The sequence below is a fragment of the Pseudarthrobacter sp. NPDC080039 genome (genome assembly GCF_040702335.1).
GTDB classification, from domain to species: Bacteria; Actinomycetota; Actinomycetes; order Actinomycetales; family Micrococcaceae; genus Arthrobacter; species Arthrobacter enclensis_A.
Genome location: NZ_JBFBKY010000001.1, coordinates 392,189 through 406,009, shown reverse-complemented (window position 1 = coordinate 406,009; position 13,821 = coordinate 392,189). Strand labels below are relative to the sequence as shown.

At 66.7% G+C, this 13,821-nt stretch carries 11 protein-coding genes; 5 read left to right on the top strand and 6 right to left on the bottom strand.

Annotated elements, in window-relative coordinates:
- Positions 1–4 precede the first annotated feature (4 nt).
- Positions 5–277 (bottom strand): DUF1508 domain-containing protein, encoded by a 273-nt coding sequence (locus tag AB0313_RS01875; protein WP_141941698.1) that lies wholly within the window; start codon positions 275–277, stop codon positions 5–7.
- Positions 278–663: 386 nt separating this feature from the next.
- On the opposite strand from AB0313_RS01875, the gene AB0313_RS01870 reads away from it, so the two are divergent.
- Positions 664–1,017: a hypothetical protein gene (locus AB0313_RS01870; RefSeq protein ID WP_366303181.1), complete on the top strand. Its 354-nt coding sequence runs from the start codon at positions 664–666 to the stop codon at positions 1,015–1,017.
- Between the two features lie 42 nt (positions 1,018–1,059).
- Here the strand turns inward: AB0313_RS01870 and AB0313_RS01865 are convergent, their stop codons facing one another.
- Both AB0313_RS01865 and AB0313_RS01860 read right to left on the bottom strand, forming a co-directional pair.
- Positions 1,060–1,527, bottom strand: coding sequence for a GyrI-like domain-containing protein (locus AB0313_RS01865; protein WP_141941693.1), 468 nt, complete (start codon positions 1,525–1,527; stop codon positions 1,060–1,062).
- Positions 1,528–1,698: 171 nt separating this feature from the next.
- Positions 1,699–2,151 carry a flavodoxin domain-containing protein gene (locus AB0313_RS01860; protein ID WP_366303179.1) on the bottom strand — a complete coding sequence of 151 codons (453 nt, stop codon included), beginning with the start codon at positions 2,149–2,151 and terminating at the stop codon, positions 1,699–1,701.
- A gap of 198 nt (positions 2,152–2,349) precedes the next feature.
- On the opposite strand from AB0313_RS01860, the gene AB0313_RS01855 reads away from it, so the two are divergent.
- From AB0313_RS01855 to ppsA, 4 genes are all read left to right on the top strand, one after another.
- Complete coding sequence (locus tag AB0313_RS01855; RefSeq protein WP_366303177.1) at positions 2,350–4,305, top strand: heavy metal translocating P-type ATPase; 1,956 nt, start codon at positions 2,350–2,352, stop codon at positions 4,303–4,305.
- Positions 4,306–4,351: 46 nt separating this feature from the next.
- The gene (locus AB0313_RS01850) at positions 4,352–4,813 is read left to right on the top strand and encodes a universal stress protein (RefSeq protein WP_307306214.1); all 462 of its coding nucleotides are present in this window, start codon (positions 4,352–4,354) and stop codon (positions 4,811–4,813) included.
- Positions 4,810–7,365, top strand: coding sequence for a cation-transporting P-type ATPase (locus AB0313_RS01845; RefSeq protein ID WP_366303175.1), 2,556 nt, complete (start codon positions 4,810–4,812; stop codon positions 7,363–7,365). Before AB0313_RS01850 ends, AB0313_RS01845 begins: the two co-directional genes overlap by 4 nt.
- Positions 7,366–7,440: 75 nt before the next feature.
- Positions 7,441–9,873: a phosphoenolpyruvate synthase gene (gene ppsA, locus AB0313_RS01840; RefSeq protein ID WP_366303173.1), complete on the top strand. Its 2,433-nt coding sequence runs from the start codon at positions 7,441–7,443 to the stop codon at positions 9,871–9,873.
- 83 nt (positions 9,874–9,956) lie between these two features.
- Here the strand turns inward: ppsA and AB0313_RS01835 are convergent, their stop codons facing one another.
- The 3 genes from AB0313_RS01835 to AB0313_RS01825 are packed head-to-tail and all read right to left on the bottom strand — an operon-like array spanning position 9,957 to position 13,803.
- Positions 9,957–10,379, bottom strand: coding sequence for an Hsp20/alpha crystallin family protein (locus AB0313_RS01835; RefSeq protein WP_141941675.1), 423 nt, complete (start codon positions 10,377–10,379; stop codon positions 9,957–9,959).
- 13 nt (positions 10,380–10,392) lie between these two features.
- Positions 10,393–12,912 (bottom strand): HAD-IC family P-type ATPase, encoded by a 2,520-nt coding sequence (locus AB0313_RS01830; RefSeq protein WP_366303170.1) that lies wholly within the window; start codon positions 12,910–12,912, stop codon positions 10,393–10,395.
- Positions 12,913–12,936: 24 nt separating this feature from the next.
- Positions 12,937–13,803: a universal stress protein gene (locus tag AB0313_RS01825; protein WP_307306201.1), complete on the bottom strand. Its 867-nt coding sequence runs from the start codon at positions 13,801–13,803 to the stop codon at positions 12,937–12,939.
- Positions 13,804–13,821 lie beyond the last annotated feature (18 nt).

Genomic DNA, 13,821 nt, shown 5'->3' with positions numbered 1-13,821 from the left:
AGTGTCAGGCCGCCCCAAGGGCCCCCAGACGGCGGGAGGCCCGGCGTACTGCATACCGCGGGTGGGGTGCCGGAGCCAGGATAATTCCGGGAGGCGGCGGGGCAACGTCACGGATCAGTCCCGTCCCGGCGCATTCCCGTACCTCGGCTATGGCTGCGGCCGCTGCCTGCTTATCAGTGAACTGCCCGGAAACCGCCAGGACATGCCCATCCGGCATGACCAGCCGGAACCGGATCTTGGATTCTTCATCAATAAACAGTTCGAACGTACCTGCCATATGCCTGTTCTCTCCTTCGCGATCCTGCCGCCGCCGACTTCATTGTCGGCGGCGGGCTGGCCGACTTCCCGTCCAGCAATCCGGGACGCACAACCCCAGCCACGGTGCATCTTCCGGCCCCACCACCCTCTCAAACCACGCCGCCCCGCTTTTAGGGACCAAAGTCCCTGATCGGCGCCGGCCCATGAGTTCGACCGGGCGTCAGGCGTCCGGCCGGCGCAGGCGGATCAATGGTCGACAGGGCCTTCGCCGTCGTTGCCAGTCCCGAGGTTTGTGCGGGCTGGCGCCGGCGTCAGGCAGCCGGTGACCAAAGGCCCTGGCCCGCGGTCCCGGTCCTTGGCAGAATGCCACGTTGGAAGATGTTTGCGGTCCGCCGGGAGGAAGAAATGTCCACAACTGCCCGGCAGCCAAGCCACGGCGCAGAGGAACGGCTCCGGATTGAACTCGAGGATGCCGCATCGCGGAAATGGTGGGCCCGCATCTTCTACACCCTCGGGTCCCAATACGGGCGGACGCAGCTGCAGTTCGTGGGGAGGACGGAGGACGGCACGCGGCTTTACGCCAGCGACACCTTCCCCGGGCCACCCCTGGACCGGACCCCTCCGGAAGAGGCCTGGGCTCCTGGCCTGGAGGCCAGCCTCAAGCAGTTGCGGCAGGAAATTGCCCGCGACGGATGGCAGGAGACAGGCCAAGGCACGCAGCCTTGGGAACTCACGTTTAGCCGCCGCAGGACGTCATAGCACCGGGCCCAGGCCCCGGACCCCGGTCACCCGGGACCCCCGTTAAGCGACGGGCCAGACAACCCGGGTCTGCCATGTAGCAGGATCCGGCTGCTGTTCGGGGTCGGTCAGGTAGTACTCCCACATGCTGTCGGCAGGCGCCGCCCCTTCGGCAGCCATGCGTTCCCGGATGGCGTCGTATGTGGTGCCCAAAGTGTCGTACGGCCCCACATGGACGGCTTCGAAGGCATCCGTGTCGGGAAGTGTTCCGCTGGCCACGTCGCCGGTACCGTGGAAGTTTCCCGCGACGGGAAACCCCGCCTCGACGTCAACGGTTTCGCCCGGCATTCCGTGGTAGCGCGCGAACGGCGGACCGGCAGGGCTGGCGCCTTGCGTCTGGACCGCCGCCATGACGGCACCAAAGGCCCGGCCGAAGAAACCCGTCAGCGCATCCATGGGAACCCGTTCACGGACCACAGCGACTGGTTGTTCGGTGATATGGATCTTCTGGGGCTGGTCATTTTCAGTCATGGCACCAGCGTGGACGTGCTGCCTGGCGGCTGACAGGGCCATAGGACCCTGGAAGGAACGCAGGTTGATCAGGCGGCGTCGTACGCCTCCAGCATCCAGCCAGCCTCGCACCTCGGCGTCGAGCTGTGAAGTCTCCGTGAGCTCCAGGTGGTGCATCCGGAGGCAGCTTGCTCATGCCTTCCGGATGTCCAGCGACGCCGCAAGGTCGGCGGCCCACGCTGCCGCCCGCTCTTTCTCCCCATCGATCAGCGGGCCTTCGCTGCCTTTGACATAGAAAGCCATGGGGCCGCCCACGATGCTGGCGCCCGCGTCCGCGAGGGCTCTGGTCATCTTTTTCGCGGCATCACCATGAATGAACAGCTTTACCCTTGTGTCGAAGGCGGCGGCTTTCACTCCGGAGAGCCCGTGGCGGGCTAGGCCAGCCAGCGTTTCACTGATCCTGGCGGTCGGCTTCCAGCCGTTGATGGGGCTCCCGACGACGAGCAGGTCCCCCGGGTGCAGCGCGGCAGCATCAAAATCGTCAACCGGAACAGCGGCCGCGCTTCGCCCGAGATTGGCCGCCACGGCTTCGGCGATGGTTCTGGTGTTCCCATACGCGGTGTCATAAAGGATGACGGCTTTCATGAGGGGCTCCGGTTTGTCTGCGAATGTTTTGATGCCTCAACCTTGGGCCCGGATCCGGCCGCGGGGCAGGGCCAAAAGTCATCCTTGGCCGGCGGCTGGCACAAGGCGGGGCCAAATGCCCTAGCCCGGCTGCCAGGACCCGGGTAGGTTCGGATCCATGCGCCACGACCGTCACCATCCCCCTGGATGTGGGGCTGAATGAGGAGACAACCCGCTCCGCCCGCGGCTGCGAGCGGAAGCCCCGGCAATTCTGATGGCCAGGGGCCCGCTGCGTCGCCCCTCGAAAAGGGCCGGGACTTCGTCAGGCGGTATCCCGTTGTCGCCCTGACGTGTCTGATGCTGGTGGCTGCGCTGGTGCTGCTGCAATCCGGCCTGGGCGAGGAAGCGCGCGTCCTCGCCTCGGCCTACGCCGCCGTGATCGTGGTGGTCCGTGCGGCGGGGATGCTGCGCGCCCTGCGGGAAGGACGCTGGGGTATCGACCTGCTGGCCCTGATGGCGATAGCGAGCACCGTTGCCGTGGGTGAGTACCTGGCTGCCCTGGTGGTCATCCTGATGCTCACCGGCGGGGAAGCGCTGGAGAACTTTGCCCAGGGCCGTGCTGCCCGTGAACTCCGGTCCCTGCTGGACCGGGCCCCGCGTTTCGCGCACCGTGAAGGAGCCAGCGGAGTACTCGAGGAAACGCCCATCGGTGACGTTGTTCCAGGGGACGTGCTGGTGGTCCGCCCCTCCGAGCTGGTACCTGTGGATGGCGAACTCCTCTCGGACTCAGCGAGCCTGGACGAATCGTCGCTGACGGGAGAGAGCCTTCCCGTCGAGCGCACCAGGGGCCAACAGCTGCTCAGCGGCGCGGTAAACGGCGTGGCGGCCATCCGGCTGCGGGCAGCCGCTTCCGCCGCGGACTCACAGTACAGCCGCATCATTGCGCTGGTCGAGGAGGCATCCAACAGCCGGGCGCCGGTGGTCCGGCTTGCTGACCGCTACGCTGTTCCCTTTACCGCCCTGGCGCTGGCCATGGCCGTTATGGCCTGGTTCCTGTCCGGCGAGGCGCTCCGCTTCGCCGAGGTGCTGGTGGTGGCCACGCCCTGCCCGCTCCTGATCGCCGCCCCGGTGGCGTTCCTGGCGGGTACCAGCCAGGCAGCACACAAGGGCATCATTATCAAGAACACCAGGACCCTTGAGCAGCTTGCGAAGGCACAGTCAGCGGTCTTCGACAAGACCGGAACGCTCACCTCCGGCCGCCCCGTCCTGGACGAGATCCGTCTGGCCCCCGGCCAGGGCGAAACGCTGGGCAGCCGGAAGGTCCTGCAGCTGGCTGCCTCGGCGGAGCAGTACTCGTCACATGTTCTGGCAGCCTCGGTGATCGAAGCCGCTGCGGCAGCCAACCTGGATCTTCTGCCGGTGCAGCAGGCCACCGAGAGCGCAACCCACGGTGTGGAGGCCGTCTGCGGGGGCCGGCAGGTGGTGGTGGGAAAGGCCGGCCTGGTCCGAAGCTCCTCCAGCGGGTTCAGGGAAGCAGCAGTCCACAGCGGTCAGCTGGCCGTCCACGTCGCGGTAGACGGCCGGTACGCAGGCGCCCTGATCATGAAGGATCCATTGCGCGGCAATGCCGTGGACACCCTCGCCAGCCTGCGACGCCTTGGCGTGCACAACACCATGCTGCTGACCGGGGATGCGAGCGCCACAGCCGCGCACATCGCCGAAGAATCCGGCATCGACCATGTCCAGGCTGAATGCCTTCCTGAGGACAAGGTCAACACAGTGGCCGCGATTCGGGAACGGCCGGTCCTCATGGTGGGTGACGGTGTCAACGATGCTCCTGTCCTGGCAGCGGCAGACGTGGGGATTGCGATGGGGGCCAAAGGGGCCACGGCGGCAAGCGAATCTGCCGACGTCGTGATCATGCTTGATGACCTGTCCAAGGTGGCCCAGGCAGTGGCCATCGGAAAGCGGACCATGGCCGTAGCACTGGTGAGCATTTGGACCGGCATAGGGCTGAGCGTCGTCCTGATGGCCATCGCCATGACCGGGTACATTCCAGCCGTGGCCGGCGCCCTCCTGCAGGAGCTGGTGGACCTGGCAACAATCCTGAACGGCCTGCGTGCCCTGCATGGCGCCGACGCGAAACTAAAGCCCCGGGGGCTGCCGCCGGCATGACTTTTGGCCCTTCCCGTGGCGGGCGCCTGGCGGGATCGTGGTCTCCATGAATGCAGACACAGGGGCCAAACCTGTCATCGTGGGAGTTGACGGCTCGGAGTACTCGTCCGCAGCCCTCCGCTACGCGGGCATGCTCGCATCCCGCCTGGGCACCCGGCTCGAAGTCATCTCATGCGTCGGGATGCCGGACTACCTGGTGATGTCGCGCCTTGAAGGAGCGGACCGGCAGTTCACTGCAAGGCTGGAGGATGCTGCCGGGCGCCTTGTCGATGATGCGCTGGGCCGCGCCTTCTCCGGGGAACGCCCGGAGAACATCGACGTGACCATCAAGTTCGGGCCGCCGGCGAAGGTGCTGGTGGAGGAAAGCCGCCGCGCCCAGGCCTTGGTGGTGGGCAGGCACGGCGAAGGCGGACTGCTCAAGTCCTCCATCGGCTCCGTCAGCAAGGCCTGCGCCGCCCACTCCATCTGTCCGGTGGTCCTGGTGGGCCAGGAGGCGGACGCCGTGTGAGGACTGTGGAGGGCCTGAGCTCCGAGCGTGCTGCACAGCTGCTGAAGCAGGCAGGCCCCAATCAGCTTCCCGTGGAGAAACCCGTCCCGCAGTGGCGGAAGCTCTGGGGGGAGATGACGCACTTCTTCGCCCTCATGCTGTGGTGCGCCGCCGCGCTGGCCTTCATCGCTGACATGCCGCAACTTGGTGTGGCGATCGTCGTCGTCATCATCGTCAACGGGGTCTTCGCCCACATCCAGCAGGAACGCGCCCAGCACGCTGCCGCCAGGCTGCGGGGGCTGCTGCCCGCCGACGTGGCGGTCCGGCGGGACGGAACGGTTCGAAAAGTCCATGCCAGCGAGCTGGTGGTTGATGACCTGGTGCTCTTGGCCGCCGGTGACCGCGTACCAGCGGACGTGGTCCTTGTTTCCGCGTCGGCCTGCGCGGTGGATGAGTCGATGCTGACGGGCGAAAGCGACCCTGTGGCCAAAAACGCGGGGGACCTGGCGTGGGGTGGCACCTTCTTTGTCAACGGCTATGCAGAAGCCGCTGTTACCGCCACGGGGGCGAGGACCAGGCTGGCAGGCATTGCGGCCCTAACCAGCGGGGCCGTTTCGCCCCCCACCCCGCTCGCACTGGAACTGCGCCGGATCGTCAGGGTCACCGCGGGGATGGCCCTGGGCATCGCCGCGGTCTTCTTCCTGGCATCACTGCTGGTGGGCTTCCAGTGGCGCGACTCATTCCTGTTTTCCATCGGCGTTGCCGTCGCACTGGTCCCGGAAGGACTCCTGCCTACCGTCACGCTGTCCCTGGCCATGGGAGCCCAGCGAATGGCGACCCGGAATGGACTGGTCCGCAACCTGGAAGCCGTGGAAACCCTGGGCTCGACCACTTTCATCTGCACCGACAAAACAGGAACGCTGACGCAGAACCGGATGAACGCCGTCGAGGTCTTCACCTCCGATGGGACAGTGAGCATCACCGGCGAGGGGTATGCGCCCACCGCTGATGTCCGGGGAAACGGTGTGGAACGGGCCGTCCAGGTGGCGCTCGCAGCGCGGACGGCTTCGCAGGGCAGGGCTGAACTGCACAAGGGGCAGTGGCGCGCCCAGGGTGACCCGATGGAAGCGGCCATCGACGCCCTGGCCCGGCGGCTGACAGGATCGGAGTCGGTTTCTGTTCCATCGCGGCGCCTGCCGTTCGATCCGGTACGGCGCCGCGAATCCGCCCTTGTGGGGCCGGACCTGTTCTGCAAAGGCGCCCCCGAGACGGTGCTGCCGGTCTGTGAATCCGTGCCCGGACCGCTCAAGGAACAAGTGGAGGAGATGGCGGCGCACGGCCTGCGCGTCATTGCCGTGGCCAGGCGACGGTTAAGGGGGAATCCGGAAGCCTGGCTCGCCGGCACCGCGGCTGAACTTGAAACAGGACTGGAGCTGTTGGGCCTGATCGGACTGCAGGACCCGCCCCGGCCGGATGTGGGAAACGTGATCCGTGCTGCGCGAAAAGCGGGAGTGAAAGTCGCCATGATCACCGGCGACCACCCGGCCACGGCGGCCGCCATTGCGCGGCAGATAGGGCTGATTGGAGCCCCCGAATACGTGCTGGAAGGCGCGGACCTGCCAGAGGATGAGCAGATGCTCGGTGCACTGCTGGACCGTGACGGGGTGGTGGTCAGCAGGGTTTCGCCGGAGCAGAAGCTCCGTGTCGCCAAGGCGCTCCAGACCAGGGGGCACGTGGTGGCCATGACCGGTGACGGCGTCAACGACGGGCCGGCCCTTCGCGAGGCAGACATCGGCGTGGCCATGGGCCGAAGCGGAACCGACGTTGCCCGCGAAGCCGCGGACCTGGTCCTCCTGGACGACCATTTCGGCACCATCGTCTCCGCCATCGAACAGGGCAGGGCCACGTACGCCAACATCCACCGCTTCCTGACCTACCACCTCACCGACAACGTGGCGGAGCTGACCCCCTTCGTCATTTGGGCGCTCTCCGGCGGCCGGTTCCCGCTTGCCCTGGGTGTCCTCCAGATCCTTGCCCTGGACATCGGTACGGACCTGCTGCCGGCGCTGGCACTTGGCGCTGAACCGCCGGGCCGCCGAGTCCTCGCCCGGCCACCCGAGCGCCGGCACCTGATGGACCGGCAGCTCATCATCCGGGTTTTCTGCATCCTGGGCCCCGTGGAGGCTGCCACGGAGATGGCCGTGTTCTCCGCTGTCCTGGCCGGCGGCGGCTGGGCCCGGGGGCAGCTTCCGGCGGCAGGGCTGCTGATGGCCGCCTCCGGAGCCGCCTTCACCGCCGTCGTCCTGGGCCAGCTCGCCAACGCCTTCGCCTGCCGAAGCGCCACAGTGCCGCCCTGGAAACTTGGCTGGGGGACCAACAGGCTCCTGGTGTGGGCCGTGCTGGGCGAACTGGCCGTCCTCACGGTATGCCTGTACGTGCCCTACCTCGCCACCCTGCTGGGCCAGGCCCCGCCAACCCCACTGGGCCTCCTGCTGGCCCTCCTCGCAGCCCCCGCCGTCCTGTTGGCAGACTGGATCCACAAAGCGGTCCGCGCCCGGCTGCGCCGCGCATGACGGGAGCGGCAGCGCAGCCGGGCGCCGGGACCAAAGACTCTGCTGGCACATCCCGCCGGAGACCAGAATCGAGCCATGAGTGCCGCCGCAGAAACTTCCCTGGCCAATGCCAACGTCAAGTGGTTCGAAGACACCGGGATCACGGACATCCCCTCGGTGGGCGGGAAGAACGCCTCCCTGGGGGAGCTGAGCCGTGCACTGCAATCTGCGGGTGTGAGAGTGCCGGAAGGGTTCGCGACCACCGCCGCCGCCTACCGCGCTTTCCTCGCTGCCAACGACCTGGAGCCCCGGATCAAGGCGTACATGGAGGACCAACGAGCCGGAAGGGCGACACTGCGCCAGACGGGGGCCGCGATCCGGGAGCTGTTCCTGCAAGCGAGCTTTCCTGACGCCATCGCCGACGATATCCAGGAGCATTACCGTGACCTGTGCGGCCGGACGGGGCAGGCCCAGCTGCCGGTGGCCGTCCGCAGCAGCGCCACTGCAGAGGACCTGCCGGACGCCAGCTTCGCTGGCCAGCAGGAAACCTTCCTGAACGTGGCCGGCGAACGCGGCGTCCTTGATGCCTGCAGGCGCTGCTACGCATCGTTGTTTACCGACCGTGCCATCAGCTACCGGGAGATGAAGGGCTACGACCACCTGGACGTCGCCCTGTCCGTGGGCGTCCAGAGGATGGTCCGGTCCGACCTCGGCGCCTCCGGGGTGATGTTTTCGATTGACACCGAGTCCGGCTTTCCCGACGTTGTGGTCATCAGCGCCGCCTGGGGGCTGGGGGAGACGGTGGTCCAGGGGACCATCAACCCGGACAAATACCAGGTGTTCAAGCCGCTGCTGGCGGACCCGAACTTCAGCCCGGTGATCGAACGGGCCGTGGGTGCCAAGGAGCGCAAGATGGTTTACAGCCAGGGCGGTGATGCACGGACCCGGACCGTTGATACCAGCGCACGGGAGCGGCGCTCGCTGGTACTGAGCGACCCGGAAATTGTCCTCCTGGCCCGGTGGGCCGCCGCCGTCGAAAGGCATTACGGCCGGCCGATGGACATGGAGTGGGCAAAGGACGGGGTGACAGGTGACCTCTTCATGGTGCAGGCGCGGCCGGAAACGGTCCAGGCGCGCAGAAGTACGTCCACCTTCCGGACCTACCATCTCCTGCATCCCGGCCCGGTCCTGGCAACGGGGGCTGCGATCGGTGATGCCATCGCCAAGGGCGCGGCGTGCGTTATCCGCGACGCGAAGGACATCGAGTCCTTCGTTGACGGTTCAGTGCTGGTCACCCGGATGACCGACCCCGACTGGGTGCCGGTGATGAAGCGCGCCGCCGGCATCATCACCGACCACGGCGGGACCACCAGCCACGCCGCGATCGTCAGCCGAGAGCTTGGCGTGCCCGCCGTCGTCGGAACGCGCAACGCAACGGAGATATTGGCCGACGGCGTCCCGGTCACCTTGTCCTGCGCGGAAGGGGAGGAGGGGCGTGTCTACGAAGGACTGCTCGAGTACTCAGTGGAGGAAGTGGACATGGCTGGCCTTCCCGACACCCGCACCGATGTGATGATCAACATCGCCAGTCCGGCTGCGGCGTTCAAATGGTGGCGGCTGCCCGCAGCCGGGGTGGGACTGGCCCGGATGGAGTTCATCATCAACAGCCTGATCCGCGTCCACCCCATGGCACTGGTCCATCCGGAAAAGGTGGCAGACCCGCAGGAGGCGGATCTCATCAGGCAACTCACCAGCGGCTACGACGATCCGCAGGAGTACTTCGTGGACATGCTGGCCACAGGGATCGCCAAGATCGCCGCCCCCTTCCACCCCAAACCGGTGATCGTCCGGCTCAGCGATTTCAAGAGCAACGAATACAGCCACCTGATGGGCGGCAGGTTCTTTGAACGTCCCGAGGAAAATCCCATGATCGGCTTCCGCGGCGCCTCCCGCTACTACAGCAGCCACTACCGGGAAGCGTTTGCCCTGGAGTGCAAGGCCCTCAAACGCGTGCGGGAGAAGGCAGGGTTCGGAAACGTCATTGTCATGGTTCCCTTCTGCCGTACCGTGGGGGAAGCGGACCAGGTCATCCAGGCAATGGAGGAGCAGGGACTGGTCCGCGGCGCCGACGGGCTGCAGCTCTACATGATGTGCGAGATCCCGTCCAACGTGGTCCTGGCGGAGGAGTTCGCCAAGCGCTTTGACGGTTTCTCCATCGGCTCCAACGACCTCACCCAACTGGTGCTCGGGGTGGACCGTGACTCGGAGGAACTGGCGGGATTGTTCGATGAGCGGGACCCTGCCGTGATGTCCATGATTGCCCAGGCCATCAGCAAGGCCCATGCTGCCGGCATCAAAATCGGGATCTGCGGCCAGGGGCCCAGCAACCATCCGGACCTCGCCGAGTTCCTGGTCAGCCAGGGGATCGATTCCGTGTCCCTGAACCCCGATACCTACATCCGGACGCTGCCGGTGATAGCTGCAGCGGAGGCAAAAGCAGCTTCGGTTTCGGCGCGCCAGGGGAGTTAGCCAGGCGCGCCCACGAAAAAGTGCCTGGCTCCAAGGGGTAGTTCCCCACGGAGCCAGGCACCGGCGTCGTACCGTCCCGGTCCTCAGCCCCTCGTGATGGGGATCTTGGAACCACCGGATGGCTGCCCCTGGTCCGGCATCGGAGCCCGGACTTCAAGGAGGCCGTCCTTGTAGGAGGCGGTGATGTCGCCCTGCTGCACCCCGCCGGGGAGCGGAATCCGGCGCATGAAGGAGCCGTAACGGAACTCGGACCGGTAGCTGTCCTTGTCCTTTTGTTCCTTCTTTTCCTGGCGCTCCGCCTTGATGGACAGCACGCCGTCGGCGACTGTCACATCAACATCCTTCTCGGGATCTATCCCGGGCAGCTCTGCCCGCACCACCAGCGTGTTGCCATCCACCATTTCCTCGACCTTTATGGCCGAGCTGCCCATATCGCCTTCGAAAAGCCGTTCGATGACATCGATGGGGGAACGGCGCGTGTCGAACCATCTCATCAGGTCAGTCATTCCTGCCTCCTGCTCATGTGGAAGCCGGACCATCGCGTTGCCCGGCAGTTCCACCATCCGCTTCGGGCGGCGCAGCTTCCAGAGTCAAAGGTCCCAGCCCCTTTCGCGCGGCACTCCGGGGAGGACGGCGGGCATAACGGCCGGCCAGCTCCACCGCCAGGCATCCTGCGGCAGAAACCACAACGGCCAGGACCAGCAGGCCGGTGGGCGGCCAGTCCACCCGGAAGAAGTCCTGCGCCAACGGAACGGTGAACAGCAGGGCAAGCCCCGCATACATGCCGGCAAGAATCAGTCCCTTGGTCAGGTTAAGGGGGCGGGATGCCACCACCAGGACCCACGCCGCCACCAGGCCCAGGGTGAGGGTGGCCGCGGACTGCGCCGAGTCCGGGGTGTGTCCGCCCCAGGTCTGTGCGTAGCCGCTGACCACCAGGACGCACAGGGCGGTGCAGATACCCGCCGGCACGGCAAAGGCAAGTGAACGCCGGAGGAAGCCCGGCGCATACCTCTGCCCCCCGGGTTGCAGGGCCAGGAAGAACGCCGGCAGGCCGATGGTCAGGCCGTCCAGGGCGGACAGCTGCCGCGGCAGGAACGGAAAGGCCAGCAACAGGACGCCGGTCACGACGGAGATGACGGTGGCGTATACGGTCTTGCTGAGGAAGACCAGGGAGACGCGCTCGATGTTGCTGATGGCCCGGCGTCCTTCGTCCACCACTGCAGGCAGCCGCTCGAACCGCCCGTCCAGGAGGACCATGCGGGCCACGGCCTTGGTGGCGGGGGAGGCCGAGTCCATGGCGATGCCCAGGTCCGCCTCCTTCAGTGCCAGGACGTCATTCACCCCGTCCCCTGTCATTGCCACGGTGTGTCCGCGCCGCTTCAGGGCCAGGACCAGGTCACGTTTCTGCGACGGCGTCACGCTTCCAAAGAGGCTGTGGGACTCCACCGTTTCCTCCAGTTGGTGCGGATCGCCGGGAAGGGTCCGCGCGTCATAGGCCCTCCCGGGGCCAAAGCCCACGCCGCGCGCCAGTGCGGCTACAGTCCGGGGATCATCGCCCGAGATGATCTTCACGCTTACCCCCTGCTCCCGGAAGTAGTCGAGCGTGGCGGCGGCATCCTTGCGGATCGATTCCCGGAAGGTCAGCAGGGTCACCGGCACCAGGCCCGGCGGCATGCCCGCCTCTGCGGCGTCCGGCGGCAGCGGACCCGGCAGATGGGCCAGTGCCAGGGTCCGGCGGCCGCTGGCGGCAAGGGCCGCGGCTTTCCCGTGTGCGTCGGCGCAGCCGGGCGCGCCGAGCACGGCGTCCGGTGCTCCCATGATCCAGGTCCCCGGGGCGGCGGATTCCGCCCCAAAGGTTACCGAGCTCCATTTTTGCGCGGACGAGAACGCCACGGAGCCCTGCTCGTGCAGCGGAGCCTGCACCGCAAAGGCGGCCCCGATTGCTGCCGCCGTGCTGCTGGCATCCGGATTGGTACCAAACCATTCCAGCGCGTGACGCCACCCGGCCACCGGTGCCCTCCCGGCGTCGTGGAGGGCGTCGAAGACCACGGTTCCTGAGGACAACGTGCCGGTCTTGTCCAGGCAGAGGACATCGACCCGTGCCAGCACTTCCACCGCGGCAAGTTCCTGGATCAGGACTTTTTGGCCGGCAAGACGTAGTCCCCCTACGGCAAAAGCCACGCTGGTCATCAGCAGCAGCCCCAAGGGGATCATGGCCATGATGCCCGCAACGGCTCCCACCACCGCCGGAATCCACCGTCCTGATCCCATGGCACCGGCCCAGCCGCCCTGGTCCTGCATCTGCGCATTCGTGAGCAGCAGGGCGGTGGGAAGAAGCAGCCACGTTATGACTGTGAATACCTTTTCCAGGCCCCTGCGGATCTCGGACGTGACCAGGGAAAAGCGTCGGGCTTCGGCCGCCAGGCGGTAAGCGAACGTGTCAGGCCCCACCCGGCTTACGGTGGCCCGGCCGTGGCCTGCAAGGATGAGGGACCCGGACAGCAAAATGGCGCCGGTCTGTTTGGGGACGGGCTCGGATTCACCGGTCAGCAGGGACTCGTCCACCTCGAGCGGGCCGCCGTCCAGGAGCAGCAGGTCTGCCGTGACCTGGTCTCCCGCATTGAGCACCACAAGGTCGTCCGGCACCAGTTCGTCAGAGGAAACGGTCTCCCGGGCTCCATTCCGGATCACAGTGTTGCTGGCAGCCTGGAGAATGGCCAGTTGATCCAGCGATCGCTTGGCCCGGTATTCCTGGATGATGCCAATCAGCGAATTGCTGATTGCGGACAACCCGAAGAGCGCATCCCGCCACTGGCCGAGGACCAGCAGCAGGATGAAGCACCCGCCCACCACGCTGTTGAAAAGGTTGAAGACGTTGGCCCTGACAATCTCACCGATGCTCCTGCTGGTTGCCGTGGGCACGCTGTTGAGGCGGCCGGCATCCGCACGCTCACGCACCTCGGCGGTGGAGAGCCCGTCCCGGGCATGGTTCACGTCCAGGCCCGGGACCGGTGCCCCGTTGTCCCCGGCTATGGTCATGGCGCGGTCTGGCTGTTGGCCCCGTCAGTCGCTGTGCTGCTGTTTGTTCAGGCGGGTGATCACCGTGGGGCAGGGCGGCTGCGTCAGGACCGCGTGCGCCGTGGAGCCAAGGAAGAACCTTTCGAAGCCACCCTTGCCACGGCTGCCCAGGACAAGCAGCCGCGCGTCCGCGGCAGCACGGAGCAGGGCATCCGCCGGCTCCAGGACCGTCTCCATCACGGCGTGAACCACAAGATCGGGATAGTCCTGCCGAAGGCCCGCCTCCGTTTCGGACAGTACGATCCGTTCCTCCTCCACCACGTGGGTGGCAAAACTGCTCTGCGGCAGCCCGGCCGCGATCCAGCGGTTGGGGCCGGTGAAGGCGTAAAGGACTGTCAGTTCTTCTCCGAGCGCGTCAGCTTCGGCAGCCGCAAAAGCCACTGCCTGAGTAGCTTCCCGTGATCCATCCACGCCTACCACGATGCCGCGGCCGTGCTCCTGGCCCTCTCCGATGACGGCTACCGGGCACTCAGCCGTGGCGGCCGCCTGAAGTGCCCGGTCCGTCAAGGCGCCGCGCGAGCGGCCGCTGGTGCCCAGGACAAGCATCGAAGCATTTTTGGAATAGTCGCCCAGGGCTGCCCCAATGCCTCCTTCGAGCAGTTGGAGGGTGACCTGCAGTCCGGGTTCCGCGGCCGTGGCCTTTTCGCCGGCCTCCTTCAGCAGGCCCAGGCCCGATTCGCGCAGCACTTCAAGGTAGGGAAGCACCTCCGCTGCCATCCAGCGATCGTCCACAACGTTGACGACGGCGAGGGGAAGCTTGAGCCTGTTGGCCCGGGCTGCCGCCCACAGCAGGGCGGCATGGGACGCCGGCGTGTCGGAAATGCCGACGGCGATTGGCTTGGCAGGTGCCATGGGGGACCATCCTTTGTG

What these genes read in the sequence shown, in the direction of transcription:
- AB0313_RS01875 (WP_141941698.1), bottom strand. Translation starts at nt 277, where the DNA reads ATGGCAGGTACGTTCGAACTGTTTATTGATGAAGAATCCAAGATCCGG.
- AB0313_RS01825 (WP_307306201.1), bottom strand. Translation starts at nt 13,803, where the DNA reads ATGGCACCTGCCAAGCCAATCGCCGTCGGCATTTCCGACACGCCGGCG.
- AB0313_RS01860 (WP_366303179.1), bottom strand. Translation starts at nt 2,151, where the DNA reads ATGAAAGCCGTCATCCTTTATGACACCGCGTATGGGAACACCAGAACC.
- ppsA (WP_366303173.1), top strand. Translation starts at nt 7,441, where the DNA reads ATGAGTGCCGCCGCAGAAACTTCCCTGGCCAATGCCAACGTCAAGTGG.
- AB0313_RS01855 (WP_366303177.1), top strand. Translation starts at nt 2,350, where the DNA reads ATGAGGAGACAACCCGCTCCGCCCGCGGCTGCGAGCGGAAGCCCCGGC.
- AB0313_RS01870 (WP_366303181.1), top strand. Translation starts at nt 664, where the DNA reads ATGTCCACAACTGCCCGGCAGCCAAGCCACGGCGCAGAGGAACGGCTC.
- AB0313_RS01830 (WP_366303170.1), bottom strand. Translation starts at nt 12,912, where the DNA reads ATGACCATAGCCGGGGACAACGGGGCACCGGTCCCGGGCCTGGACGTG.
- AB0313_RS01865 (WP_141941693.1), bottom strand. Translation starts at nt 1,527, where the DNA reads ATGACTGAAAATGACCAGCCCCAGAAGATCCATATCACCGAACAACCA.
- AB0313_RS01835 (WP_141941675.1), bottom strand. Translation starts at nt 10,379, where the DNA reads ATGACTGACCTGATGAGATGGTTCGACACGCGCCGTTCCCCCATCGAT.
- AB0313_RS01850 (WP_307306214.1), top strand. Translation starts at nt 4,352, where the DNA reads ATGAATGCAGACACAGGGGCCAAACCTGTCATCGTGGGAGTTGACGGC.